The sequence below is a fragment of the uncultured Campylobacter sp. genome (assembly GCF_938041645.1).
Taxonomy (GTDB): Bacteria; Campylobacterota; Campylobacteria; order Campylobacterales; family Campylobacteraceae; genus Campylobacter_B.
On the sequence record NZ_CALIST010000039.1, the window covers coordinates 1 to 25,319 of the forward strand.

The following is a 25,319-nucleotide window of genomic DNA, read 5'->3' on the forward strand; positions in this document are numbered from 1 at the left end:
GCCGTAGCTAAAAACTACGGCTGCAAGGTCGCGATAGACGATTTTGGCAGCGGATACTCCAACTACTATAGAATTTTAACGCTCGATGTGGATTACATAAAGATCGACGGAGCGCTCATCAAAAATATCGCAAACGACAAAAACTCGCGCGCTATCGTCGAAACTATCGCTAACTTCGCGCGCAAGCAGGGCTACGAGCTCATCGCCGAATACGTAGAAAACCACGAAATTTCAATCATCTTAGAAGAGATGGGGATTAAATATATGCAAGGCTACTTCTACAGCAAGCCGATGGAGCCTTCGAGGATAAAATTCTAATCTCATCTCGCCGCGACTTTATAGCCCGCCTCTTTAAATTTATAGCCCAAAGATCGCCTTCGTAAGGCGAGAAATTCTGTTTTAGCAAGCTGCTGCTTTAATACAGAATTTATCTTGACAAATACTACGCGGTTTTATCGCGAACTTATGGCGCGCCTTATAGCTAGGATTGGCTTGGCAAATGAAGTGAGAGCTAAATTTAAAATTTGATAGCAGATTTATGGATGAAATTTTGCGAAGTTCAAAATTTTAAAATTCCAAGCCGTAGAATTTTAAAATTTGAAATGCGCGAGCTGCAAATTTAAGGCTAAATTTTAAAATTCCGTAGCGATAAAATTTTAAATTCCGCGCCTTAAACCCGCCTGCAAATTTTAAAATTTTATGGCGCGAATTTCGATCCATTCGTTTTATAACATTTCGCGCGAGCTTTACAAAATAAAAATTTTAACGAGCTTTGCTCTAATTAGCGATAGAGCTTTCAAATGCAGGCAGAATTTTTAAGTGCAAACTTCCCGCTTCAGCGCAAGAAAGGGCTTAGTTTTAGATTTTAGCGCCTTAGCTCGAGCAAATTCGCTCTAAGCCTTCATACTCCCCGTATCTTTAAATCTTTGATGCCACGACAGCGCCTCGCTTAAGATGTGTGGAGTATGCCCCGCACAGGGCTGCGCACATGCCCGCTCGAAATAATCTCTCAGCGCGTCTTGGTAAGTGGGATGCGCGATGCTTATCATCGCGCGAGCACGCTCACGAGGGCATTTGCCGCGCAGATCGGCGATGCCGTATTCGGTGATGATAACCTGAGTATCGTGCTCGGTATGATCAACGTGACTCACGAACGGCACGATAGCGCTGATCGCGCCGCCTTTAGCTAGCGACGGGCTAAGAAATAGCGACAAATATCCGTTGCGAGCGAAGTCACCGCTACCGCCGATGCCATTTTTCATCTGCGAGCCCATGACGTTAGTGGAGTTTACATTGCCGTAGATGTCTGCCTCTAGCATGCCATTCATCGATACGACGCCAAGCCTTCTGATGAGTGCTGGCGAGTTGGAGACATCTTGTGAACGTAGTATGATGTGCTTGCGGTAGAAATCGATGTTTTTTTGAAATTCCTCGACACCTGCGGGGCTAAGCGATAGCGCTGTGGCACTTGCAGTACCTACGACGCCTCTTTTGATGAGATCTAGCATGCCGTCTTGGATCACCTCGGAGTAGCATTGCAGCCCTTGGTAGCCAGCATTTTGTAGCGAGCTAAGCACGGCGTTAGCGACGTTGCCGATGCCCGATTGTAGCGGCAGTAGCTTCTTTGCGGGAAGTCTGCCGCAAGCCTCCTCGTTTTTTAAGAATTTTACGACGTTGCGCCCGATCGCACTTGAAATTTCATCCACGGCGGTAAAATTATTGACGCGATCATGCGTCCTAGCCTCTATGACAGCGACTACTTTGGCAGGATCTACATGCATATAGGGGCTACCTACGCGATCGCCTACGTGCTTGATCGGCAGATCCGCAGCGTGCGGAGGTAGGCGCAGATCTGTAACGTCGTGAATGCCCTCCAGCTCAAGCGGCTGGTAGTAATTTACTTCTAAAATAACGCGATCGGCGATATCGAGCCAGGCTTGGTTGTTGCCTAGCGATGTAGACGGCACGAGCTCGCCGCTTTCTTTAATCGCCACTACTTCGATCACAGCAAAGTTTAGATGCGGAAAAAAGCCAGCTTTAAGCTGCGCGGCAAGGCTTGATAGATGCACGTCTGTGTATCGCACGGCGCCACTATTTATCGCACGGCGCATATCGGCATCCGTAAAAAACGGCGCACGAAAGCTCACGGCACCTGCTTTTGCCAAAACTCCGTCTAAAAGCGGATCGGTCGATGCGCCTGTAAAAATTTCGATTTGGTAGGGCTCACCTTTTTCGTGCAGCGCTGTCGCTCGTTGCGCCAGAGCCTGCGGCAGCGCTAGTGCGCAGCCCGCCCCAACAAAGCCGCTAAAGCCCACCGATGCGCCATTTGGGATCAGTTCGCAGGCTTCCTCGGCGCTCATAATTTTTGATTTTAGATATTCGTTTTGCACGCGTGAGTTCATTTTCCGTCCTAGCCGTGATTTGGGCGAAATTATAATATTTTTGCGCTAAATTTCAAAATCTAAATTTCGTGCACGAGCTAGGCTATAGAGCAAAATATGGGGCGTGGTCGATTGGGATACGCCACAAACGCTTCCGATCAGGCTTTTTTTACTTCGGCGGTTTGCAATACCCGCTTGCGCGAGTGCTCGGTAAATAGGGTTTTAAGTGTGATTAGAGCTTAGTCTGATGGTCTCGCTACGATACCATTAAACGCTTATCGCGCGCCGAATTTTGCGGAATTTAGGCGCAAAATTTACGCATAATTTGTGAGCTGTGATATTTGAATTTAAGCACCCCTTACAATTTAATCGCTCGCCACACTTAAATTTAAATCTCCGCTTCGCAATTTTAAAATGGGTGTTTTGAAATTTATCGCTCGTGGCGTTTAAATTCCGCGTCTAGCGAGCCTTGAACTCATATTTGAAATTACATCGCTTGCGGTGCACGCATTTGCCCGCCGCACCTATATTTTAATCCGCATTAATTGAAATCCCTCTGCCTGAAATTCTTGCCTCTTCGCACAATATGGCAGTTTAAAATTTCAAATTTCGCGCTTTTTTTGGGAGGGCGGTTCGACGTAGATACGCAAAATTTTGATATTTTACGCTTGCAAAATTCTAAAAATTATATCATCGCCGCGGCTAAATTGCAGATTTGTTTAAATTCTGGTTCTTAAAATTGTAGCTCCAGCCGTTACACGAGATTTTTAATTCAAAGAGCCTTGTTGCACAAATTCTAATTTCTGCTGAGTCTAAAATCGACGCCGCTTACGACGCAAATTTAAACGCGTTTTAGAATTTAAAATTTAGTCCGCCTTGTTACCATTTTCGGTCGAGCTTTATAAAATTTCGGCAAATTTTATACTTGCAAAATTTTAAAATTCTATCGCCGCAAAATAGGGCAAAATTTCATCTCTGCGGCTTGCCGTCGCCGAATTTCGCGACTATCTCCTCACTGCAGCTCTCTTTGGGCGCCCAGCCATCGCGCTTCATCCGCGCCAGATTGTCGCACGCCTCCTGCGAGCCACCCTCGCAAAGCTCGTCGTATATCACGAGGCTGCGGCACTGCCCGCTCGCGAAGCTCTCCAGCGCCGCGGCATTGCCTAGGCAGGCTCGCTCGCGCAGATCGCTCATCGCGCGCCCGCCCGCGCCGTCCGTTTTGCCTCCCTGCTTCCGCTCAGCGAGGGTTGCGAGCTCGCACGCGCCTGCGAAAAAGCCCTGCGCTTTGAGGCGGTTTCGCACGACGCCGCGACCGCCCAGCTCGTATCTCATCGCCGCTTCGTAGCATGCGGCGGCGTCCTTTTTGCTGCATTTTGCTAAAAGCGCGCTAGTTTTTGCGCCGCTAAATTTAAACTCTTTGGCTTCGCCGTCCGTGTTTGCCAAACTAAGCGCCAGCGCCGCCGCCAGCGCAAGCTTTAAAGCTTTCACCTTTGCTCCTTTTCCGTTTATCCGCTCGCACGCTTTGATTTACCGCTTCATCTCGCACTGCACTCGCACAGCCCGCTAAAATTTCAAAGGCTCACGCGCTCTATCTGAGATCGAAGCTTGGAATTTTGCCGCTTCTGCCGCGCTAATTTTTCGGTAGTAGATCGAGCACCGAGCAGGCGCGTTTGTTGTGCATTTTGCACGCCCTATCTAGTGCCTGCCCCGAGAGCTCAAAGCTCTGAGGGGTGCCGATTCCTTGGAGATATTTGACCGACAGCTCGTAGCACGCCTCGCTGCTGCCGGCATCGCACTGCTCGCGAAAAAGCTCAAACGACGCCACTACGTCCTTCTCTACGCCCAAGCCGCGCCCTAGCGCATCTGCGTAGAAAAAGCATGACAGCTGATCTTTTCGTTCGCAGCCGCTTTTAAGACCACGCGTGACGCGCTCGCAGGAGCCTTCGTCGCTTTTTACGATGCAGCTTTGCAGATCCGCCCGTGAAATTCCGCCCGTTTGGATGACCGCATCGGCGCTGCTTTGCGAGCCGGCGCTTGCTTCGCCGCTCTTTATAAGGCGCGCGCTTTGCGCGGCGGTCTCGCCGATACTCGTTGTTTTGTCCGTTTTGCCCGCCGCAGAAGCTTTATCCGCTGGCGCGCTCTCGTCGCAGTTTGCCGCAATGGCGCAAAATAGCGCCAAAAATAGAAATTTTTTCATACCCGCCTCCGTTAAATTTAGTGCCATTTTAATTAAAAATGCTGAATTTAAGGAAAACTACTTATTTTTTATTCGGTCAAATTCTGACCGCGGCCGCGAGTATAATTTGGCTAAATTTTTGCCAAGGAGTAAAAAATGGCTTCAAGTTCAATCGACAGCAGGGTCTTTGGGGTGCTTTTTGCAAGCGAGGAGATGAAGAAAATTTTCAGTGATGAAAATCGCGTACAAAAGTGGCTTGATACCGAGGCTGCGCTTGCTAGGGCACAAGCAAAGCTCGGTATAATTGAACCGCGCAGAGCGGAGCAGATCACGAAATTTGCCCATGCGGAGCTTTTAAATTTGGATGCGATCGGTGAGAATTACAAAAGCTCGATAACCATCGTGCCGCTTCTGAAGGAGTTTAAAAAGGTCTTTGACGACGATAGCGGCGAGTTCGTGCATTGGGGCGCTACGAGCCAGGATATAATGGATAACGGCATGATTTTGCAGATCCGCGAGGCGCATGCGCTACTTACGAGGCTGCTAGATAAAACATATTGCGAGTGCCTAAAAATCGCAGAAAAATATAAAAATACCGTAATGGCGGGCCGCACGCACGTGATCCACGCGCTGCCGATCACGTTTGGTTTCAAAGTCGCTATGTGGGCGTAGGAGATCAAGCGTAGCTTGCAGCGCTTGGAGGAGATTAAACCGCGATTGTTCGTGGGGCAACTTAGCGGCGCCGTAGGTACGCTAGCAAGCCAGGAAGGCAAGGGTTTTGAGATGCAAAAGCTGATGTTTGAAGATCTTGACTTAAACGTACCCGTCATCTCGTGGCATCCAAGCCGCGATCATATCGTGGAATTCGTAGCTTTGCAGGCGCTCATCGCAGGTACGATCGGACGTATCGCGCATGAAAGTTTAAGTCTTCAGCGAACCGAAATTTGCGAGGTCGAAGAGCCGTTTTTTATGGGTAAAGTGGGTAGCTCTACGATGCCGCATAAGCGTAACCCGCAGGTTTGCGAGAGCGTCATTGCGCTTACTAAGATTGTGCGTGCTCAAGCGCCTCTTGCGGTCGAGGCGATGGAGTGCGAAAATGAGCGAGATTGGGGTTGTGAAGCCGTCGAATGGGACTGCATACCGCATGCTAGCGTATGCCTAGCCGCGGCGCTTGAGAAGCAAAACGATATTTTGGAAAATTTGATCGTCTATCCGCAGCATATGCGCCGCAACCTAGACGCGCTAAAGGGTGCTATGTTAAGCGAAGCTGTGATGCTGCACCTCGGCGAAAAGCTCGGTAGGATGAGCGCTCACGAGATCGTCTATGAGGTCTGCATGAAGGCTTTCACCGACGGTAAGCCGGTTATCGACGATCTGCTCGAGCGTGAAGAGGTCGCCAAATACTTTAGTCGCGCCGATTTGGAAAAGATCATGAATCCGGAACTTTATACGGGCGAAAGCGCGGCGTTTGTGGATAGGGTTTTGGCGGATAGCAAGAGGTAGGCGGGGCTTTTGCTTTGCTTCATTGCAAAAGGCGGGTCGTCGCGGCGCGCAAAAAGCGCGCCCACTCTGCTCGCTAATTTTGCGTAGCGGAAACGGCTCGCGATCGCGGCGTAAAATCGGCTTTAAATTCGTACGGCTTTACACGGCACGGCTACTGCAGTTGCAGGTAAAATTCATAAAATTTTACCGAAGCTCGCGCAGCGCGTGAAATTTAAAGCGACTTTAAATCGCGGTGGAATTTTACGCCGCACGCCGCGAAATAGAGAATTTAAAATTCTCCAAATTTGCTGCGCGCCGCAGGTAGCAAGCTGCACGGCGGAGAATTTAAAATTTCGTCTAGTTTGCCGTTAGCTTGAAGCGATTAAATTTAAAGCCTCGTCGCCGTTTAGGCTAAATTTACGGCGGGACAAATGAGGCAAAATAAAATCAGGGGGTCATTATGAATCCGAAATTTATAAAATTCTTAGCGCTTATCGCAGTCGGCGCGGCGATCTGGTTTTGCCCGCACCAGCAAGCGGTAAGTCTGCAGGCCTGGCATCTATTTGCCATCGTGGTGGCGACGATTTTAGGGCTCATACTTCAGCCTATTCCGATCGGCGCGATTGCCTTCATCGGCGTTACGATTGCGGTTTTAAGCAAAGTTTTAAAACCTGCCGATGCCCTGGGCGGCTTCGGCAATACGACGATCTGGCTTATCTTTTGCGCTTTTATTCTAGCGAGAGGTTTTATAAAGACGGGGCTTGGGCGTAGGATCGCGTATAAAATCATCTCCCTAATTGGAGATAGTGCTCTTAAGATCGGCTATTCTATCGTGATTAGCGAGTTTATCATTTCGCCCGCGATGCCATCTGCGGGAGCGAGAGCGGGCGGCGTACTCTTTCCAATCGTAAAAGGGCTAAGCAGCGCGCTGGGTTCTGAGCCGGGCGATTCCAGGCGCAGAGCGGGTGCGTATTTGATGCAGACGCTTTGGCAAAGCAACGGCATCACGAACGCAATGTTTCTAACCTCGATGGCGGGTAATCCTTTCATCGCAAAGCTCGCCGCCGATACGCTAGGTATTCAAATTTCATGGTCTTTGTGGGCGATGGGCGCTATCGTGCCGGGGCTTGTATCGCTTGCTTTGATGCCGAGCTTGCTTTATAAAATTTATGCGCCCGAGCTTAAAAAATATCCGCAGGCAAAGCAGATCGCAAGTCAAGAGTTAGCCGCTATGGGCGCGATGAGCTACGGCGAAAAAGTGGTCGTAGGCGTGTTCGTTTGCGCGCTCGCACTTTGGGCTACGGGCGGGCTAACGAGCATCGGCGCTACGACGGTGGGGATGCTTGCCGTTTGCGCGCTGGTGCTAAGCGATGTGTTGTCGTGGCAGGATGTGCTCGGTGAAAAAGGTGGCTTGGGATACGCTCATCTGGATGGGCTCGCTTATCACGCTTGCGGGCGGTCTTAGTAAGCTAGGTCTCGTTAAGTGGTTTGCAGACTTCGTGGCTGCTGGCGTCAGCGGAATTCCGTGGATCGCCGCACTTGGAATTTTGCTTTTGGTGTATGTTTATTCACACTATCTTTTTGCTAGTCTCACGGCACACATCGCCGCTATGTATGCGACCTTTGCTGCGGTTGCTGTAGCTGCGGGAGCGCCTGCGTATCTGGTCGCTTTAGTGTTTGCGTATGCGTCGAATTTAATGATGCCGGTTACTCACTACGGCGGCGCACCTGCTCCGATAATTTTTGGCGCAGGATACGTCACGCAAAACGAATGGTGGCGGCTGGGATTTATAATGACTACGCTAAATTTAGTGATATGGACTTTTATCGGCGGGGCTTGGTGGAAAGTGCTTGGGCTATGGTAGAATTTCATCGGTGCGACAGTCTTTAAATTTGCCATGCTAAATTTAACCTGAGCACAGGAGCGTAGATGGGTAACAAAAAAATATTCGAGTTTTTAAATTTGCTTAGCGTACTCGTGCGTACCGCGAGATAAATCTTAAATCTTACGCCGCGACCACGGGCCTTAGCGAGCGTACGCTGAGACGGTATTTTGCCGATCTACGCGAGTTTTTCGGTACCGAAAATTTTATTCTTACCGAACGCGGTAACGTAGGCATCACCGATAAAAATTTACTCAGCTCACTAACGCTTCCAAGTGAAAAGGGAAAGCTCGAGTTTCAAAAGCTCGCCGATCTGCTTCATGTTATCAATCCGGGCTTTACCGAGGTTTTGCCGCCTGCGTATAAACGTGTGGACGAAAAGCTCGCCAAGGAGCTTGCTGATATATTTTTGATCAAAGGGAGTCCGCACGAAAGGCCGCCTAAGATCGGGGTTTTGATCAAGCTCCGCAAGGCGATCGGCTTTAAAAAATATTGCGATATCACGTATGAAGATGAAACGATAAAAAGCGCCAAAGCGTTAAAAATAATCTACTCTAAAGGAAACTGGCAGCTTGCGATTATCGATGCGCAAAACCCCGTAAATAACGGCTTTCGCATCATTCGGATTAAATTTATAAAAGAGGTCGTGCTGCACGCAAATACCTTCAACCTCAGCGAGCATACGCGGAAATTCCTGCTGAATATGGAGAGCTTTTACGACGGATATGACGTCGAGCCTTATGTGTGCGAAGTCGCCGTAGCACCCAAAATTTTAAAATTTTTCGAGGCAAAGAAGTTTTTTCGCTCGCAAAAGATCGAAGGTAAATTTAAAAACGGCTGGAGCCGCCTAAGCTACGAGATCAGCAGTGACGATATGATTTTGATGCTCGCGCAAAGATTTTTTCCGCATTTCGTGATTCTCTCTCCGCGCACCGCCCGCAAAAAATTCGACGCTCAAATCCGCGAATATCTGCAAAATGAGAAGCTTGAATTTGATTAAATTTATAAAAAGCTCGGGCTATTAACGCGGCTCATTATGAGATGCGGGCACTTTTAAAATTACAGGCTTTTTAGCGCCGCAAGTACGTTTTGCGCATCCTGCTCGGGCTCTGCGATACGGCTAAAGCGCTTTACTTCCTTACCGCCTCGAAAAATCAGAGTTTGGCGGTGGTAAAATTTCTTCCTGTCGCCGGTAGTGAAGGTTTCGAGCTGTAGTGGCGCTTCAAGCTCGAATTTTTCGTCGTTTATGAACTCAAACGTAGCGCCCGTAGCGCGCTTAAACTCGCTCGTGCCCGCCTCGCCCATGCTGCCTACGGCGATAAGCTCGAAGCCGAGGGCTTTTATCTGCGCAAACGCGCTCTCGTAGGCCTTGCACTGAAGCGTGCAGCCAGTAAGCCCCGCCGCGCCGCGCAACTCTGCGGGCAAAAATTTGCCGCTGCCACCCATTTTCGGATAGGTAAAAACCACGCAATTTTTCGGTAAATTTATCATCTCTCGCCTTTTGATCGAAATAGGTCGCAAAAATAGCATAAAAAATCTTAAACCCGCTTAACGGATGAAATTTTAATAAAATTTAGCGTAAAATAAAGGGCAAAATTTCGGCAAATCAAATTCGGAGTTAAATTTTGGATATGGATAGGGTGATAGAGGAGCTGGCAAAAAAGCAGCAACAGTGCAAGATAAAATTTCTAAAACCGCTGATTTTATTGCTATGCATCGCGGTTTTTTCCGTCGGCTGGTTTATCCACGGCTTGATCCAAAACGAATACTCCTCCGCCGTGCTGATGTCCGCGATGATCCCGATAATTGCGGTAAGCTGCGTATGGGGGATTTATGATGATTCCATCGCTAAGTGGGAGTACAACGCCTTTTACAAAGACGCCTTCATCCGCGCTATTATTTCAAATATCGATCCTGCCTTTAGATACGAGCCGCAAAGCGGCATAGACGAAGAAGAGATCCGCAAAACGGGCATCTATCCGAATAATGAATTCGTAGCCGAGGATCAGATAGACGGCGTTTATAAAGGGGTGAAATTTAGCCTAAGCGAGGCGATAAAAATCTATGAAACGCGAGAATCTATGAGGCTTGTAGAGTTATCTCAAAGGTCCAAGAGCGATCTTTCCGCGGCTTTTTTGCTATCGGCGATCGCGCTTTGGAACGCTTGGAGGCTCGGCGAATATGTGCAAGCCTTTAGCGGCTCGGTTTTGGTGTGCGAGTTTTATAAGAAATTTAAGGGGCAAACTATCATCGCGGACCGCTCGCCCGGCACCAAATTTTTAGGCGATCAGGAGCTGATGGACGACGTGATTTTCGGAGAGGAATTTCGCGTGTTCGCAAGCGATAAGATCGAGGCGCGGTATCTTTTGACGCCTAGCTTTATGGAGCGTCTCGGGGCTTTGAAGCTTAAGCTTGCGCCCAAGATCGCTCTTAGCGCGGCGTTTATGGACGGAAAATTTTATCTATTTTTAAACGGCGCGAAAAACCGCTTCGAAGCCGCGCTGTTTTCGCCGCGCACTACGTCAAAAGACGCCGAGCGGATAAAGGCCGAGGTTTTGCAGCTTCTTGGTATCATTGACGAGCTGCGTTTGAATGAAGGATTTTTTGGCGGCGCAAGCGAGAGCGGCGAGCCCACAAAGAGCCCGCCCCTAGGCAGCGAGGAGCTACAGAGATTGCGCGATAAAGGCTTAAGCTCGCGTGATCGCTGATTTGAATTTTAAAATGTCATCTCGCGGCTTAAAATTTAACACTTTTTGAAATTTAGCGTCTCTTGAAATTTAACGCGGCGCAAGCGGGTAAATTTTACGGCTTGCGGCGGTAGCTTGAAATTTTAAAATTTAGCCCGCGCGCCGTAAAGCTCGCTATGAAATTTTACTCGTTGTTTCCCGCGATCGTTTCGATTAGTTTGCGTTTGTTGCGGCGGTTGTAAAGCACCGACGAAAGGAGCGATAGCGCGATGAATAATATCCCCACGGTGCCCGTTATGATCTCGCTTACTTCAAATTTCAGCTTGGCAAACATTATAAACGCCAAACATGCGATAGCATAGTGCGCGCCGTGCTCCAGATAGGCAAAGTGCGACAGCGTGCCGCGGGCGATGAGATACAGCGTGATAGAGCGCACGAACATTGCGCCGGCGCCGAGGCCTAGCATGATGATGAAGATATTATCGCTTAGCGCAAACGCGCCGATCACGCCGTCGAAGCTAAAGCTCGCGTCTAGGGTTTCTAAATATAAAAAGCCCGCGAGACCGTTTTTTACGCCGTCCGTGCCGAAAAGGCGGTCGAAGCAGGAGATGAGCAGATAGAGCAGGATCGCGCCGAAATACGCCGCGCCGAGCGTAGCCGAGCCCGTTTTAGCAAGCAGCACGAGCCCTGCGGCTAGAGCGATCAGCGTGGGCGCGTTTGGAATGCGCTTTAAAAATCGCACGAGCCCGTTATTTTCGATTATGCCTAGCCAGTGTAGCTCGCGCTGCGTATCGAAGAAAAAATCGCAAAAGACCATCAGCAAAAACGCGCCGCCGAAGACGTAAATTTGCGCCTCGTTCTCGCTTAAAATTTCATGGTAGCGATGCGGCTGCTTAAGTGCAAGCACGAGGGTTTCGCAAATACCAAGATGCGCGCTTGCGGCAACGATTAGTACGGGGAATAAAAACCTCATGCCAAAAACCGCGATCGGAATGCCCCAGAGGATAAATCTGCTCTGCCACACCGGCGCCATATCTTTTAGCACTTTGGCATTGACTACGGCGTTATCGAAGCTGAGGCTGATTTCCAGCGCGCACAAAAGCGCACAGATATAAGCGGCACCAGCACCGCCGATATAAAATGCGATAGCAAGCGCAATTAGGCTTACTACAAAAGAGGAGTAAAAATATTTCATCGCTGTCCTAGCCGATTTTTTGCGCGATTTTAGCAAAATTTAGCCCTAAATTCTATATAATTGCAAAAATTCCAAAAAAGGCAAAAAATGCTTACCAATCCCGTATTTATCAGTATCTGTGTGATGTGCGCGCTGTGCTTGCTGAGGTGCAACGTAATGCTGGCGATCCTAATCGGCACGATATGCGCCGTGCTCTCAAGCAATATCCCGCTGGGAGATGCCATAAATTTATTCATAAACGGCAACCCCGAAAACGCCGGCAGTCTCGGCATGGGCGGAAATTTAGAAACCGCGCTCTCATATCTGTTGCTAGGCGTCATCGCAAGCGCGATCTCAAAGACCAACTTAACGGCGATCTTGGTGCGCGCGGTAGCAAATTTAATCAGCGACAAAAAATACGTCTTTATATTTTCAATCGCCTTTTTTGCGTGCTTTTCACAAAATTTAATCCCCGTGCATATCGCTTTTATCCCGATTTTGATCCCGCCGCTAGTCAAGATCATGAACTCGCTAAAGATCGACCGCCGCGCCGTAGCGTGCGCGCTGACGTTCGGCTTGCAGACGCCGTATATGGCGCTGCCGCTGGGATTTGGACTTATCTTTATGGGGCTAATCGAAAAAAATATGAACGCAAACGGCATCGCAGTAAGCCTAAGCGACATATCAAGCGTAATGTGGCTAAGCGCCGTGCCGATGCTCGTGGGCCTCATCCTGGCCGTGGTCTACTACCGCAAGCCGAGGGAGTATGCCGAAACCAAACAGAGCCTGGACGCACATTTTAGCGAGCTTAAGATGGGTATGCGCGAATGGGGCGCGCTAGCGGGTATCGCGGTGTGCTTCGCCGTGCAAATTTGGATCAAATCCCTTCCGTTTGCCGCGCTTAGCGGAATTTTAGTAATGCTTGCGAGCAAAGGCATCGAGTGGAAGAAGCTGGATAATGTATTTGACGAGGGCGTGCATATGATGGGCTATATCGCGTTTTTGATGCTGATCGCCGCAGGATACGGCACGATCTTAAAAGAAACCGGCGGCGTGAACGAGCTGGTGCACGTAGCGAGCACTTTAAGCGGCGGCAAGCTCGGCGGCGCGCTGCTGATGATCGGCATCGGGCTACTCGTGACGATGGGTATCGGCTCGAGCTTCGGCACGATCCCTATCATCGCTACGATATACTGCCCGCTAGCCGCGCAGCTGGGCTTTAGTACGGCGGCGACGATCTTTATCATCGGCGTGGCTGCGGGTATCGGCGATGCGGGCTCGCCTGCGAGCGATAGCACGCTCGGACCTACCGTGGGGCTGAATATCGACGGCGAGCATAGCCATATGTGGGATACCTGCGTGCCGACCTTTATTTTCTTTAATATCCCGCTAATCATATTCGGCATAGTCTTTTCGATGATGTTATAGATTGCGGAATTTGCGCGGGTTTTCGCGGGCGAAATTTTAGAATTTTAGAATTTCGCCCGCGCGGCGCTGCTCGTAAATTTTGTAAATTTACGAATGCGACCATTGTTAAATTTAGCCGCGCGGCTTTACTTCTAAATTTACCCGCGCGATTTTGCCAAATTTATTTGCGTCGCTCACACGATCGGCTTAAATTTAACCGCTCGCGGCGCGTTGATGAAAATCATTGCTAAAATTTGAAATTTCGCATAAAATTGGCGAAATTTCATAGCAAGGAGCGGTAGTGGAGCAAATTTATCCCTACGTGCAGATCGTCCATCTCATCTGCGCCATTATCTTTTTGGGCTACATATTTTTCGACGTCGTGATTTTTATGCGGCTTAAAGGCACGTTGAGTGTGGATTTTGAGCGCGTTAAAAAAGCGATCGGCTCGCGCGCGATTAAAATCATGCCGGTTTGCCTTTTTACGCTGATTATCACCGGCGGAATGATGATGAGCCGCTGGGTCGGAAGCGCTAACGGCGGGTATTTCGGCACGCCGCTTCAAAAAATCTTTATGCTAAAAGTTGCGCTCGCGCTCATCATCGCCCTGTGCGTAGCGATAAATTTAAGTTGCCGCGCGATGGGAAGGCCTGCGCCTGAGTTTTTGCGAGCAAATATCCACAAAATCGCCTTTGTATTCGGATTCATCATCGTGCTTTGCGCCAAGCTGATGTTTGTAGTATGATTTATGGCGCAAAATTTAGCGCTGACGGCGCGACTTTTATCGCGGAATTCTGTAGCGCGGCAAAGATTTAATTTTGCTTGCTTTTGAATTTTGTAGTCTGCTAAAAATTTTAAAATTCCATTTTGCTGGGTGGGAGTAGAAATTTAAGAATTTTAAATTCCCACTATGTCTGCACTAAAGCGCGAAATTTTAAAATTTCACTCCTTTCTTGTGCTGTTTTGCCAAATGCAACCTGCAAGATTTGATCTTATAAAATTTTAAAATTTCATCGCGAGTTTTAAAGCGCTCATAAAATTTCTCACCCAATTCTGCAGCTTTAAAATTTTGTAAAATTCTAAAATTTTAAATTTTACTGCTAGGATGCGGATGAGAATTCTAAAAAACTCGCGCAAAATCGAAGCAAACAATGAAAAAGCGAATTTATTTGGCGACTTTACTTACTATTTAATAATCATTAAAGATATAAAAAGCTAAAATTGTTTTTCGCCCGCGGGCGAATTTAATGTCTGCTTGCCATTCGGGCGGGATTTTGAGGTTTTCCGTAGCCGTGGCAATGGTTTTGAAATTATTTATGAGAAAGGAAAAAAGGATGAAGAAATTTCTCTTAAGTCTGCTCGTCGCAGCTTTGGCTAGTAGCGCGCTTTGCGCAAGATCGCTCTCCGAGATCAAAAGTAGCGGAGTGCTTAGAATAGGCGTTTATGACGCACAGCCGCCGTTTAGCAAGATAGAAGACGGCGTGCATCAGGGCTTTGAGGTCGATATGGCAAATGCCATCGCTAAAGATATGCTTCCATCGGGCGGAAAGGTGGAGTTTACCTCCGTGCTTGCAAATCAGCGTATAAAATTCCTACAAGAAGATAAGGTGGACGCGGTTATCGCAACTCTTACCGTAACTCCGGAGCGCGAGAAGCAGATCGATTTTACGACCCCGTATTTTAGTGTCAATATAGGCATTTTAACCCGCGTCGAAGATAAGATTAAATCTTTAAATGAATTACAAGATAAAACTATTTTAGTTCTTAGCGGCGGTACCGCAGAAACATACTTTGAAAAACAAGGCTATAATATCGCCAGATGCGATAACGCAAACGCCTGCTATAAGGCGCTAAAAGCCGGACAGGGCGACGGGTATGCCGACGATAACCTAGTCGTGCTGGCTTATCCGGTATTAGATAAAAAGGTTGAAGTAAATATCAAAAATTTAGGCACTTCGGATTTCTTGGCCATCGGCGTGAAAAAGGGCAATTCGGAGCTTTTGGATTTTCTAAACGGCGAGCTAATCAAGCTAAGCAAAGAGGGCTTTTTCAAAAATTCGTTCGATAATTTCATCGAGCCTTACTACAAAGGAACTGCAGAGAAAAAGTATTTCTTGCTGGACGATCTTTATAGCTTGCTGTAATTTTTAAAAAGGGGGACGCTATGAAAAAGATAATCTTGGCGTTGATGCTGGCTGCGTGTTCGCTTTTTGGCAACACTTTGACTCAAATCAAAGAAAAAGGGGTTATTCGAATCGGTATAGATGGCTCGTCTCCGCCGTTTAGCGTCGTTAAAGACGGCGGATATAGCGGGTTTGAGATACTCTTAATCGAAGGGCTTGTTAAAGAAATTTTCGGCGATAAAGGCGGCAAGATAGAATATGTCGTAACGGTAGGCGATGATCGCATAAAAGCGGTGCAGGATAACAGAGTCGATTTAGATATCGCGCTTATCTCGGTTACGAAAGAGCGTGAGAAGCTGGTAGATTTCTCCGATCCATACTTTAGCGTAAATATCGGCGTGCTAACTCGTAGCGACGATAATATCAGAAAGGTCTCCGATCTAAACGGAAAGACTATACTGGCGCAGCCCGGTACTACTGTGTTTGATTACTTTACGAAACAGGGCTATAACGTAGTACCGTGTGCGAGCGCGAATGAATGCTTTAATGATCTAAAATCGGGTAAGGGCGACGGATACGGCGATGATAATCTACTTGTATTTGCTTACGCTGTAGTCGACCGCAAAGTCGAAGTAAATATCAAGAATTTAGGCTCGACGGACTTCCTGGCCATCGCGGTGCAAAAGGGCAATACCGAGCTGCTTAACGCGGTAAATGCGGGACTAATTGAGCTAAGTAAAAAGGGTTTTTTTACAAAAATTTTTGATGAGAGTATTGAGCCTTTTTATAAAGGCACCATTGATAAAAAGTATTTCTTGCTGGACGATCTTTACAGCTTGTTTTAATTTAAAGTGGCGATGGACGGAATTCTATTCGCCGGCAAATTTTAGTAAAATTTAAAGGAATTTTATGAAAAAGATTATATTTGCGTTGTTAATCGCTTCGTGTTCGTTATTTGCTAACTCTTTAGCGCAGATCAAAGAAAAAGGGCTCATTCGTATCGGAATAGACGGCTCACTGCCGCCGCTTAGCGTCTCCGAGGACGGCAAATACAGCGGTTTTGAAATTTCGCTTATCGAAGAGCTCGTGAAAGAAATTTTCGGCGATAAGGGCGGCAAAATCGAATATGTCGTAACTCTGGGCAATGATCGTATCACAGCCGTGCAAGATAACAAGGTCGATTTGGATATCGCGGCAATTACGGTTACGAAAGAGCGCGAGAAGCTAGTGGATTTTTCAAATCCTTACTTTAGCGTAAATATCGGCGTGCTAACTCGCACCGATGATAATATAAAAACCGTAGACGATTTACAAGATAAAGAAATTTTAGCTGAACCCGGCACTACGGCTTTTGATTATTTTAATAAGGAAGGCTTTAAGGTTATCTCATGCGCTAGTTCGAGCGAATGCTTCCGCGCGCTAAAATCCGGTCGCGGCAGCGGCTATGCGGACGATAATATGGTAGTTTTGGGCTATTCGGTTGTAGATCGCAAGGTAGAGGTAAATATAAAGAATTTAGGCACGACGGACTTTTTAGCTATCGCGGTGCAAAAAGGCAACGATGACTTGCTAAACGCCTTAAACGACGGGCTTGTCAAGCTCAGCAAAAATGGCTTTTTCAAGAAAATTTTTAACGACAGCATCGATCCTTTTTACAAGGGCAAGGCTGAGAAAAAATATTTCTTGTTAGATGATCTTTATAAAATGTTTTAATTCAAAGGACAAAATATGAAAAAAATTCTACTAAGTATTTTGCTGGGTGCTGGTGCGCTTTGCGCTAATTCCCTAGCAGATATCAAGCAAGCAGGCGAAATTCGCATAGGCTTGCAAGATTCCCAGCCTCCGTTTAGCTTTGATGATAACGGCACGCTAAAGGGCTTTGAGGTTGATTTGGCAAATGAGTTAGTCAAAAATCTATTCGGCAATAAAAAGATCAAAATCGACTTTATCTCCGTAGCATCTAAAGATCGCGTTCCCTCACTGGAGCAAAACAAAGTAGATCTCATCATATCCAAGCTCACCGTCACAAAAGATCGCGTTCAGAAAGTCGATTTTTCTTACCCGTATTATTCAGTGCAAATTGGCGTGCTAAGCCGTAAGGATGATAATATTTCAAGAATCGATCAGATCGCGCATAAAAAAATTCTAAGCGTTAAAGGCACAACTGCCGAGGAGCACTTTAAAAACGCGGGCTATGAGATTGCGACATGTACCGACGCGAATGAGTGCGTCGCTAGGCTAAAGGCTGGCGAGGGCATAGGCTTTGCCGACGATAATACCATCGTACTCGGATACGCTAGAAACGATGCCGCGCTGGATGCAAAAATCATCAACCTTGGCAAGATAGATTATATCGCCGTCGCCCTATCTAAGGGCAATACCGAGCTGCTTGATGCGGTCAATAGCAGCCTGGTAAAAATGTATAAAGCGAAATTTTTCCATAAGGCTTTTGACGAGGATATCAAGCCATACTACGGCGGCAAGATCGATAAAAAGCACTTCACGCTCGATGAGGTTTATAGCCTGTTTTAAATTTAGACGTATTTAAAATTTTAAGGCGCCCTTTGACGTCCGAACATACGCGCAGCTGCGATATTTGATCGTAGCTCGCTTTTGCCGCCAAGATTTCGGCGGCATTTATAATTTAAATTCCGTATTTTTGCGGGTTTGGTTGCGATATAAAATTTTATGAGATTTTGATATGCGGTTGCGAAAGAATGTGGCTTCTAAGAGATAGTCGGTCGTGCGAAATTCTAATCCGAGTAGTAAAATTTTATATCCTTTTTCAGTTGCGTCGGCAGTATATTAAATTTAGCCCTAAAAATTTTAGAAAAATGCGATAAATTATTGTATCCGACCATTTTAGCGGCTTCGTTTACACTGATTTGATCTAGACTTAATAGCTCTTTTGCAATTCCAAGCCGCTCATTTGTCAGCATCGCATAAATAGTCGTGCCAAAATATGCTTTAAAATCCCTTTTTAGTGCAAATTCATTCGTGGCACAAAGACGAGCGAGCTCCTTAATGCTAGGTGGGTTTTGCATATTTTCAAGTAATATTTTCTTTGCTTTTTGGACTGTTTTTATGTCATTTTCATCAAGACTAAGCGTATTTTGGGGCTCATTAAATTTATAAAAACTTTTATAAAGCATCTCTAAAATTTTACTTTCCATAAAAATTTCGCGCATTTTGCCGTCGTATATCGCGGCATTTTCGATTTCTTTAAGGATGATATTTTGCACGGCGCTTGTTTTAAATTTCTTCATGCAAACTGCTTGATCTAAATTCAAATTTTTTAAAATTCCCAGCTCATTTGCAAAAGCGGTGCTAAGCGCTATGCAGGAGCTTTTATAGTGTTTATTTTCAAGCTCGTGAACGCCACGCAATTTGCTTTGCATAGTTCCGAGCCAAAACTCACCTTTATTCAAGACGAATTGATCTTTATCCGATCTGAAGCAGATAGGATTTTCGCCCGTATTGAAAAATAAAAATGAATAGCGGCTGCCCCGTTCGTGGCGATGCAAAAGGAAATCTCTGCAAATTATATCGCTGCTATAATATCCTATCTCTCCGCCCGTATAAAAAGAGCTAAAGTTGAATTTTATACTTTCGCTTTCAAGCTCGGTTTTGTTATACCCACATTGCTTGGACGGCTCAATGTCGTTAGATATTTTTTGCAAAAAATCATCTAAACTTATCTCTTTACTCATCTTATCCCTTTAGCGTTTAAAAAAATCCCTCTACCGTTTAGTATTTCTTGATAATGCGTATCTTATTATAGTAAAATGAGTTTAAATTTTAATAAGAAAAGGGGCGTTTGTGCACGTAATATATAAATTATCGCTGACCGCTGCTATAGCGACAGTCGGGATATCGAGTGAGATAGAAAAACAAGGCAAAAGCGTAAATTTGGGTGAAATTACCGTAGTCAGTGCTACGGGCTATCGGCAAAATATCCAAGACGCACCCGCTTCCATCTCCGTTCTTACGCAAAAAGAGATACAAAAGCGCAACTACCAAGATATCTCCGCAATGCTAAAAGATTTGCCGAGTGCCTTTACCGCAACGCTAGGCGCTGCATCGAGAAAAGGCATAAGCCTAAGAGGCCTATCTCAAAAATATACGAAAATTTTAATCGACGGCAAGCCTGCGACCAGCGATAGTGCTTATAAAGGATTAAGAAGTATTGGCAGTAGCCAAAATTTCTTGCCTCCCGCAAATGCGATAGAGCGCATAGAGGTCATCCGCGGGCCTATGAGCTCGCTTTACGGCAGCGACGCTATGGGCGGAGTAATAAATATCATCACCAGGGGCTTTTCAAATGAGCCTAGCGGCAATGTAAACGGATACTATACTTTCGCTAAAAAATCGCAAATAAAAGGTGATTATCAAACGGGTTTTTATCTAAACGGAGCTATCGTCCCGGACGTACTAGGTATCGCACTTTACGGCAGATTTTTTGAAAAGATAGAGGATAAAGAGCCTTATGCGAATAGAAATAATGAAGAGACGAATATGGGCGCAAAACTGATGTATAATGTAACGCAAAATGATGAGGTAGCGCTTGATTATCGTAAAGTAAATAATAAATTTAGGCGTACATACGGGCGTACGCGAACAACCTCGGGAGGCAATAACGATATTGCGAAAGAGTATATGAAAGGCTACACCGCAAGCCTGTCTCATCAGGGAAAATACGATAAGTTTATGATAGATAGCTATGCAAACTACGATAGCATGAAAGAAAGCGGCGCCCAGGATCTACGCCTTAGAACGACTACGCTAAATTCTAAAGGCTCATATTTTTTCGATTCAAATGCTTTGAGTTTGGGCGTGCAATACCGAAGCGAGAGATTAAACGAAGCCGCTACTACCGCAGATGAGGCAAATGTCAAAAGATGGGATTATTCAATCTACGGCGAGGATGATTTTTATCTAACTGATGATTTAACGCTAACCGGCGGAATCAGATATAACCGCGATAAGGACTACGGCGGCCATATATCGCCGCGCGCTTATGCCGTTTATCGTTTAAACGAAAGTTTTTCTATTAAAGGCGGCGTTTCGACGGGATATTCAACTCCGGATATTAAGCAGCGTAGCGAGGGCCTTGCCCTGCCATTTGCAGGAGGCCAGGGAGCGCAGATAGGCAGAAGCTCTTTAAAGCCTGAAAGCAGCATAAGCTACGAAGGCGGGTTTTCTTACGACGATAACGATAAATTTAACTTTAGCGCTACCGCGTTTTATACCAAAATCAAAGATGGAATTTCTACCAAATTAATTTGCCGTCCAAGACCGGGAAATCCTTGCGTGCATAACGGCAAAACTTACAGGCGCGGTATTTGGGACACTATAAATATCGGAGAAGCCGAGGTTAGGGGTCTAGAGCTAAGTAGCGATTATCAAATTTTAGATAATTTGAAGCTGCATGCAAACTACGCCTATACGAAATCCGAGCAAAAAACGGGTAGCGAGAAGGGCAAAACCTTAAATAATTTTCCAATCCATTCGGTAAAGCTAGGATTTGATTACGACGTAAGCTCCAAGCTAAACTTATGGTCGCAAATAAATTATTATAGTAGGACGCGCGATAGCCTAAGCTACGATGAGGATATTCGCTCATACACGATTTTTGATCTGGGCGCGAGCTATAAAGTCACAAAAGACGCAAGTTTAAATTTTACGCTTTATAACATATTCAACGAATTCGTACTAACGCGCTCGGGGAATTATCAAATGATGGTCGTAGACGGGATGAAGGCGCAGGTTGGATTTAACGTGAACTTTTAAATTCGCAGCGCATAAATTTCGTCCGCGGATTTAAAATTTAAGGAAATTAATGGCGATTCTAAAAAGGAAAAAATTTTGGTTCAACGTCCACCTTATTTTGACGCTTATATGCTGCGTGCCGATCTTAATCGTAGCCCTTAGCGGCGCTATTATCTCGTATCACGACGAGATTATAGATGTGTTAAATCAAAGCAAATCTTTCGTGAGCCCGAGCGGAAAAGATGCCCTCGAACCCGCCGAAATTTTAAATATTTTCAGAAAAACTAAGCCCGGTTTTACGCTCAGTTATTATAGAATTCCTCAAAATAAAAATGAGGCGATTAGGCTTTCTGGCACAGATTCTAGCGGTGAGTTTAAATCATATTTTATAGATCCTTATAACGGCGAAATTACTTCGGAAAATATAGGCGATACGTTTATCGGCGTAGCGCTAAATCTACATACTAATCTGGGATTTGGGCTAAGCAAAAACGAAACTCTGCGGCTAATAGGCAAAAATATCGTGGCGCTTAGCACGGTTATGTTTATTTTGGTCTTAATTTCAGGCGTGGTGATCTATTATCCTAGCTTTAGAGGAAAGATTTTACGCGCATTTAGGATAAATTTTAAAGCGAGAGGTTACGCGTTTTTATATAGCTTGCACGGCGCGATCGGAGTTTTGCTACTGCCCGTTTTACTTACGATAAGCGCTAGCGGGCTTTATTGGTCGTATGATTGGATAGCCAAAATCACCAACAGAGCGTTGGGTGAAAAGGAAATTTTTAGAAAAACGAGCTTTACCGAAGTGCGAGGATTTTCGCTTGAGGATGAAGATAAAATTTTAAATTTGCAGACGGCATTTGATATTTTTAAGCGTGAACGCGGTGAAAACTACGAATTCTTTAACATCATCGCCCAAAAAGATGGAGAAAATTTTATGATCTTTTATTTCGATAAAGGCGAAGAGGGCGAAGAGCATATGAATACGATGAGTATAAACGTTAAAAAGGGCATCTTGCGGCATGCTCGCTATGATGATGCGAAAAGCACCATGCCGCGCCCTTTTGCTATACATAAAGCCGTTTTGAGCGTGCATTCGGGCTATATCTTCGGCGAGGCGGGCAAGTTCTTATTCTGCGTAGCGGCGATTTTTGTGTTATTTTTTATAGTTACGGGATTTTGGATGAGCATAAAAAGAATTTGCAAGAAAAGATAAATCTTGAATTCAAAGCGGAGAAATAGCTTATTCGCGGCGTAAATTTAAAATTTTATCCGAAGCAGTATCGCTTCTTTTCAGTTAATAAAATTTTATATACAGCGCTTTGAAATACTATGTGCAGAGTCTTTGTGGGCCTCGTGTCGCATCTTGATTTTGTTAAATTTGCTCCGGCGTTTCAACCGCGCTCATTTGCCGTTCATAAAATCCCTAATATTCTGCGCGATCATTTTTATTAGCCGTTTGCGAGCCTCTATGCTCGCCCATGCGATGTGGGGCGTGATGATGACGTTGCGGCGATTTTTTACTCGCAGCAGCGGATGATCCGCCCTCATCGGCTCTGTTTGCAGCACGTCAAGCGCTACGCGCAGGCCTCGTTCGTCCACGGCGCGAGCTAGCGCCTCCTCATCCACGATGCCGCCGCGACCGAAATTCATCAAGATTGCCCCCTCTTTCATCTTCGCAAGCTCCGCCTCGCCGATCAATCCCGCCGTTTTTTCATTTAGCGGGGCGTGGATAGAAATGATATCACAAGCTCTCAAAAGCGCATCCAAGCTCACTCTGGCAAACTCGCCGCTATCGTTCGCGCCGCTGGTGGAATAGTATCTCACGTTCGCTCCGAACGCAGCGGCAATGTGGGCGACCTTTGCGCCGATCTGTCCAAGTCCGATGACGCCGAATTCTTTGCCGTAAATTTCGCTGATCGGCGCGTCAATGTGAGTAAAAATTTCGCTCTCGCACCATTTGCCGCTGCTGCCGTAATCCGCGTAGTATCCAAGCGCGTTGGTTAGCGCAAACAGCGACGCGAAGGTCTGCTGCACGACGCTTTGCGTCGAATAGCCGGCCACGTTTTTCACCGCGATGCCGCGAGCCTGCGCGGCCTGCATGTCGATGTTATTCGTGCCCGTGGCGCTTACGCAGATCAGCTTAAGCGCGGTTTGCGCCATGATCTCATCCGTGATTAGGACTTTGTTGGTTATGACGACGTCGGCGCCCGCTAGGCGCTGCGCGGTTTGCGCGGACTCGGTCATCTCGTAGCTTTCAAACTCGCCCAAGCTCGCGATCTCGCTAAGATCGGCGTCGCCTCCCAGCGTCGCGGCATCCAAACATACGATTTTCATATTTTCCCCTTGCGTTTTAAAATTTTAAGCTGCTCGCGCGGCTAAATTTAGCCGTTAAATTCCATTGCGCGATTCGGAGCGCAGCGCTTAAACGGCAAAATTTTAACTCTGCAAATTTAGCTATTGCGGAAATTTGCTCGCGAGATTTTGCTATTGCAAAATTTACTCTCGCAAAATTTAACTATCGCGAATTCTGCCATTGCGAAATTTAATGATTGCAGCGGGCGGGGCGTTAAATTTTAAAATTCTAACTCGCGCCGAAGCAGGCGTTAAATTTTACCGCCGCTGAAACCTGCGTCTAAATTTGAAATTCTAATTTATGCAGAAGCGATAGATGAATTTAATCGCTGCTACCGTTCGCGTTTAAATTTTAAAATTTAGCTCGCGCAAAACTTGCTCTACGCGGAATTTTAGTTCACGTGAATTTGATCTGCTCAAAATTTTATCCGCGCAGAATTTTGGTCGCGACGTTGCGTTAAATTTTACTGCCAAGCGACAAATTTACCGCCGCGATAGCCTTATCGCCAAAGTTATCGCGAAGAGCCGCCACCCTAAAATTTCTCAAATTTTATAAAATTTGCCGCGCCGCTACTTCGCGTCCTCGATGTAGTGCCCCACAAATTTTGAGAGATTATTGAGTATCTCGCCGCCCTTGCGAAAGCCCAGCGCGCAGCCTTCATAGGCGAAAAATACCCCCGCTTGGTAGCTCTGGGCGCGCTCGTCTTTGTTGAGCTCGTAAAATTCCTGATACAAAAATTTCTGATTTCCGTATTCGCCGCCGTTTTCCTCTATTTTTTTGCCGTCGGCGTCGAAAATCGCCACGTTCGCTCCCTCGCGCGCCAAAAACGGCTTTTTGATCATCTTTTTACCGATGATTGGCGAAAAGGAGCTTTGCAGCAGCAGCGGGTGGTTCGGATAGAGATCCCACAGTATTTTCATAATCCCCTTGCTTTGGAAAAGCAGCGTGTATGCGGGGTTTAGAATGATAGCCTTTTGATTTTGCACGATGTTTTTTAGCAGTATCGCAAGCTCGCCCTCCTCGATTGCGATCGCCTCCCAAGGGATCAGCTTAAACCAATACTCGTAGTTTTCGCCGTCAAAAAACACGCCCTCTTCGTCGTTAAATTCCACCTCATCCACGTAGGCAAAGCGCGTCTTAAAGCCCGCATCTTCCGCGGTCTGCTGCAAAAGCTTCGTCGTCTTTTCGTCCTCGACGTTGCCTGCGACGCTGCTAAATAGAATTTTCCACCCCTCGTAAAATTTGGAAAAATCCTCCAGCTCGCCTTCAAGCACCACGAGCCGCTTGAAATTATCGCGCAGCGCGTCGTAGAGGTCGTTGAACTGGCTCGCCTCGTCCATGCCGTTTTCTTTGAGCATCGCCCACTGGATGATCGCCGTCTCAAACACCGCCGTGGGCGTGTCGGCGTTAAATTCTATCAGCTTGATCGGCTTGCCGTCCAGTCCGCCTGCGAAATCAAAGCGCCCGTATAGGTGCCAGTGCACCTCGTTTTCCCAGCTTTGCTTGATTAGATCTACGAGGTTGAAGGGGATGCCGAGCTCGTGGAAGAGGTTATTGTCGATGACGTGCTGCGCGGCTGCGACAAACATCTCGTATAGCTCGTTCGCCGCTTCGTAATACGCATCCGCCTCCGCAGCGCTCACGCGTACGATCTCGTCGCTGACGTAAGGGGTCTCGTCGGCGTCCGTGTGCCAGTAAAAGCCGAGCTTTTCGAGATACTCGTTGCTTAACGGCGTTATCTTTTTTAGTTGCATAGATTTTCCTTTTTATGTAAATTTTAAAATTCCGCCCGCAGTGCAAAACAAATATAGCACTAGTTACTCAGCGTCTCTTGCGAGCGCAGCGAAGCAGAATAAAACGCGAGCTATGGGCTCGCACCTC

General features: G+C 46.6%; 22 protein-coding genes and 1 pseudogene. 15 read left to right on the top strand and 8 right to left on the bottom strand.

Features of this window, described 5'->3' with window-relative positions:
* Positions 1 to 318, top strand: a 318-nt coding sequence (locus tag Q0600_RS05980; RefSeq protein ID WP_298758084.1) for an EAL domain-containing protein, incomplete at its 5' end; no start/stop codon positions are given.
* 575 nt (positions 319 to 893) lie between these two features.
* Here the strand turns inward: Q0600_RS05980 and Q0600_RS05985 are convergent.
* From Q0600_RS05985 to Q0600_RS05995, 3 genes are all read right to left on the bottom strand, one after another.
* Entirely contained in the window at positions 894 to 2,402 is a 1,509-nt protein-coding gene (locus Q0600_RS05985; protein WP_298758087.1) for a succinate CoA transferase, read from the bottom strand.
* A 948-nt stretch (positions 2,403 to 3,350) separates the two neighbouring features.
* Positions 3,351 to 3,869 (bottom strand): hypothetical protein, encoded by a 519-nt coding sequence (locus Q0600_RS05990; protein ID WP_298758090.1) that lies wholly within the window; start codon positions 3,867 to 3,869, stop codon positions 3,351 to 3,353.
* 142 nt (positions 3,870 to 4,011) lie between these two features.
* Positions 4,012 to 4,578 (bottom strand): sel1 repeat family protein, encoded by a 567-nt coding sequence (locus Q0600_RS05995; RefSeq protein WP_298758093.1) that lies wholly within the window; start codon positions 4,576 to 4,578, stop codon positions 4,012 to 4,014.
* Positions 4,579 to 4,770: 192 nt separating this feature from the next.
* Between Q0600_RS05995 and Q0600_RS06000 the strand changes: the two are divergent.
* From Q0600_RS06000 to Q0600_RS06020, 5 genes and pseudogenes are all read left to right on the top strand, one after another.
* A pseudogene (locus Q0600_RS06000) lies at positions 4,771 to 5,580 on the top strand (lyase family protein); the annotation flags it as partial.
* A gap of 231 nt (positions 5,581 to 5,811) precedes the next feature.
* Positions 5,812 to 6,060: a hypothetical protein gene (locus Q0600_RS06005; protein ID WP_298758144.1), complete on the top strand. Its 249-nt coding sequence runs from the start codon at positions 5,812 to 5,814 to the stop codon at positions 6,058 to 6,060.
* A gap of 439 nt (positions 6,061 to 6,499) precedes the next feature.
* Positions 6,500 to 7,504, top strand: a complete 1,005-nt coding sequence (locus Q0600_RS06010) for a DASS family sodium-coupled anion symporter (RefSeq protein WP_298758095.1) — start codon at positions 6,500 to 6,502, stop codon at positions 7,502 to 7,504.
* Positions 7,437 to 7,904: an anion permease gene (locus Q0600_RS06015; RefSeq protein WP_298758097.1), complete on the top strand. Its 468-nt coding sequence runs from the start codon at positions 7,437 to 7,439 to the stop codon at positions 7,902 to 7,904. Before Q0600_RS06010 ends, Q0600_RS06015 begins: the two co-directional genes overlap by 68 nt.
* A gap of 388 nt (positions 7,905 to 8,292) precedes the next feature.
* Positions 8,293 to 8,922 (top strand): WYL domain-containing protein, encoded by a 630-nt coding sequence (locus Q0600_RS06020; protein ID WP_298758099.1) that lies wholly within the window; start codon positions 8,293 to 8,295, stop codon positions 8,920 to 8,922.
* A gap of 59 nt (positions 8,923 to 8,981) precedes the next feature.
* Here the strand turns inward: Q0600_RS06020 and Q0600_RS06025 are convergent, their stop codons facing one another.
* Positions 8,982 to 9,413, bottom strand: a complete 432-nt coding sequence (locus Q0600_RS06025) for a redoxin (RefSeq protein ID WP_298758101.1) — start codon at positions 9,411 to 9,413, stop codon at positions 8,982 to 8,984.
* A 140-nt stretch (positions 9,414 to 9,553) separates the two neighbouring features.
* Here Q0600_RS06025 and Q0600_RS06030 point away from each other — a divergent pair, with 140 nt between their 5' ends.
* Complete coding sequence (locus Q0600_RS06030) at positions 9,554 to 10,630, top strand: DUF3137 domain-containing protein (RefSeq protein WP_298758103.1); 1,077 nt, start codon at positions 9,554 to 9,556, stop codon at positions 10,628 to 10,630.
* A 163-nt stretch (positions 10,631 to 10,793) separates the two neighbouring features.
* On the opposite strand, the gene Q0600_RS06035 is transcribed toward Q0600_RS06030, so the two are convergent.
* On the bottom strand, positions 10,794 to 11,804 hold the full coding sequence (locus Q0600_RS06035; RefSeq protein ID WP_298758105.1) for a DUF475 domain-containing protein: 1,011 nt from the start codon (positions 11,802 to 11,804) through the stop codon (positions 10,794 to 10,796).
* A gap of 87 nt (positions 11,805 to 11,891) precedes the next feature.
* On the opposite strand from Q0600_RS06035, the gene Q0600_RS06040 reads away from it, so the two are divergent.
* The 6 genes from Q0600_RS06040 to Q0600_RS06065 all read left to right on the top strand — a co-directional run bounded on the left by Q0600_RS06040 (position 11,892) and on the right by Q0600_RS06065 (position 17,845).
* The gene (locus Q0600_RS06040; protein ID WP_298758107.1) at positions 11,892 to 13,211 is read left to right on the top strand and encodes a Na+/H+ antiporter NhaC family protein; all 1,320 of its coding nucleotides are present in this window, start codon (positions 11,892 to 11,894) and stop codon (positions 13,209 to 13,211) included.
* A 280-nt stretch (positions 13,212 to 13,491) separates the two neighbouring features.
* Positions 13,492 to 13,935 (top strand): copper resistance protein CopD, encoded by a 444-nt coding sequence (locus tag Q0600_RS06045; protein WP_298758109.1) that lies wholly within the window; start codon positions 13,492 to 13,494, stop codon positions 13,933 to 13,935.
* Positions 13,936 to 14,524: 589 nt separating this feature from the next.
* On the top strand, positions 14,525 to 15,334 hold the full coding sequence (locus Q0600_RS06050) for a transporter substrate-binding domain-containing protein (RefSeq protein ID WP_295150425.1): 810 nt from the start codon (positions 14,525 to 14,527) through the stop codon (positions 15,332 to 15,334).
* A 20-nt stretch (positions 15,335 to 15,354) separates the two neighbouring features.
* Complete coding sequence (locus Q0600_RS06055; RefSeq protein ID WP_298758111.1) at positions 15,355 to 16,158, top strand: transporter substrate-binding domain-containing protein; 804 nt, start codon at positions 15,355 to 15,357, stop codon at positions 16,156 to 16,158.
* 64 nt (positions 16,159 to 16,222) lie between these two features.
* Positions 16,223 to 17,026, top strand: a complete 804-nt coding sequence (locus Q0600_RS06060) for a transporter substrate-binding domain-containing protein (RefSeq protein WP_297925755.1) — start codon at positions 16,223 to 16,225, stop codon at positions 17,024 to 17,026.
* A 15-nt stretch (positions 17,027 to 17,041) separates the two neighbouring features.
* Positions 17,042 to 17,845 carry a transporter substrate-binding domain-containing protein gene (locus tag Q0600_RS06065; RefSeq protein WP_298758113.1) on the top strand — a complete coding sequence of 268 codons (804 nt, stop codon included), beginning with the start codon at positions 17,042 to 17,044 and terminating at the stop codon, positions 17,843 to 17,845.
* Between the two features lie 221 nt (positions 17,846 to 18,066).
* On the opposite strand, the gene Q0600_RS06070 is transcribed toward Q0600_RS06065, so the two are convergent.
* Positions 18,067 to 19,023 (bottom strand): AraC family transcriptional regulator, encoded by a 957-nt coding sequence (locus tag Q0600_RS06070; RefSeq protein WP_298758115.1) that lies wholly within the window; start codon positions 19,021 to 19,023, stop codon positions 18,067 to 18,069.
* Positions 19,024 to 19,132: 109 nt separating this feature from the next.
* Between Q0600_RS06070 and Q0600_RS06075 the strand changes: the two genes are divergently transcribed.
* Positions 19,133 to 21,103, top strand: a complete 1,971-nt coding sequence (locus Q0600_RS06075; protein ID WP_298758117.1) for a TonB-dependent receptor — start codon at positions 19,133 to 19,135, stop codon at positions 21,101 to 21,103.
* Positions 21,104 to 21,152: 49 nt separating this feature from the next.
* The gene (locus Q0600_RS06080; protein ID WP_298758119.1) at positions 21,153 to 22,298 is read left to right on the top strand and encodes a PepSY-associated TM helix domain-containing protein; all 1,146 of its coding nucleotides are present in this window, start codon (positions 21,153 to 21,155) and stop codon (positions 22,296 to 22,298) included.
* Positions 22,299 to 22,486: 188 nt separating this feature from the next.
* On the opposite strand, the gene Q0600_RS06085 is transcribed toward Q0600_RS06080, so the two are convergent.
* Positions 22,487 to 23,419: a D-2-hydroxyacid dehydrogenase gene (locus Q0600_RS06085; protein ID WP_298758121.1), complete on the bottom strand. Its 933-nt coding sequence runs from the start codon at positions 23,417 to 23,419 to the stop codon at positions 22,487 to 22,489.
* Positions 23,420 to 24,007: 588 nt separating this feature from the next.
* Positions 24,008 to 25,192 (bottom strand): glutathionylspermidine synthase family protein, encoded by a 1,185-nt coding sequence (locus Q0600_RS06090; protein ID WP_298758124.1) that lies wholly within the window; start codon positions 25,190 to 25,192, stop codon positions 24,008 to 24,010.
* Positions 25,193 to 25,319: the final 127 nt, after the last annotated feature.

What these genes read in the sequence shown, in the direction of transcription:
- Q0600_RS05985 (WP_298758087.1), bottom strand. Translation starts at nt 2,402, where the DNA reads ATGAACTCACGCGTGCAAAACGAATATCTAAAATCAAAAATTATGAGC.
- Q0600_RS05995 (WP_298758093.1), bottom strand. Translation starts at nt 4,578, where the DNA reads ATGAAAAAATTTCTATTTTTGGCGCTATTTTGCGCCATTGCGGCAAAC.
- Q0600_RS06005 (WP_298758144.1), top strand. Translation starts at nt 5,812, where the DNA reads ATGTTAAGCGAAGCTGTGATGCTGCACCTCGGCGAAAAGCTCGGTAGG.
- Q0600_RS06010 (WP_298758095.1), top strand. Translation starts at nt 6,500, where the DNA reads ATGAATCCGAAATTTATAAAATTCTTAGCGCTTATCGCAGTCGGCGCG.
- Q0600_RS06025 (WP_298758101.1), bottom strand. Translation starts at nt 9,413, where the DNA reads ATGATAAATTTACCGAAAAATTGCGTGGTTTTTACCTATCCGAAAATG.
- Q0600_RS06030 (WP_298758103.1), top strand. Translation starts at nt 9,554, where the DNA reads ATGGATAGGGTGATAGAGGAGCTGGCAAAAAAGCAGCAACAGTGCAAG.
- Q0600_RS06035 (WP_298758105.1), bottom strand. Translation starts at nt 11,804, where the DNA reads ATGAAATATTTTTACTCCTCTTTTGTAGTAAGCCTAATTGCGCTTGCT.
- Q0600_RS06040 (WP_298758107.1), top strand. Translation starts at nt 11,892, where the DNA reads ATGCTTACCAATCCCGTATTTATCAGTATCTGTGTGATGTGCGCGCTG.
- Q0600_RS06050 (WP_295150425.1), top strand. Translation starts at nt 14,525, where the DNA reads ATGAAGAAATTTCTCTTAAGTCTGCTCGTCGCAGCTTTGGCTAGTAGC.
- Q0600_RS06055 (WP_298758111.1), top strand. Translation starts at nt 15,355, where the DNA reads ATGAAAAAGATAATCTTGGCGTTGATGCTGGCTGCGTGTTCGCTTTTT.
- Q0600_RS06060 (WP_297925755.1), top strand. Translation starts at nt 16,223, where the DNA reads ATGAAAAAGATTATATTTGCGTTGTTAATCGCTTCGTGTTCGTTATTT.
- Q0600_RS06065 (WP_298758113.1), top strand. Translation starts at nt 17,042, where the DNA reads ATGAAAAAAATTCTACTAAGTATTTTGCTGGGTGCTGGTGCGCTTTGC.
- Q0600_RS06070 (WP_298758115.1), bottom strand. Translation starts at nt 19,023, where the DNA reads ATGAGTAAAGAGATAAGTTTAGATGATTTTTTGCAAAAAATATCTAAC.
- Q0600_RS06080 (WP_298758119.1), top strand. Translation starts at nt 21,153, where the DNA reads ATGGCGATTCTAAAAAGGAAAAAATTTTGGTTCAACGTCCACCTTATT.
- Q0600_RS06085 (WP_298758121.1), bottom strand. Translation starts at nt 23,419, where the DNA reads ATGAAAATCGTATGTTTGGATGCCGCGACGCTGGGAGGCGACGCCGAT.
- Q0600_RS06090 (WP_298758124.1), bottom strand. Translation starts at nt 25,192, where the DNA reads ATGCAACTAAAAAAGATAACGCCGTTAAGCAACGAGTATCTCGAAAAG.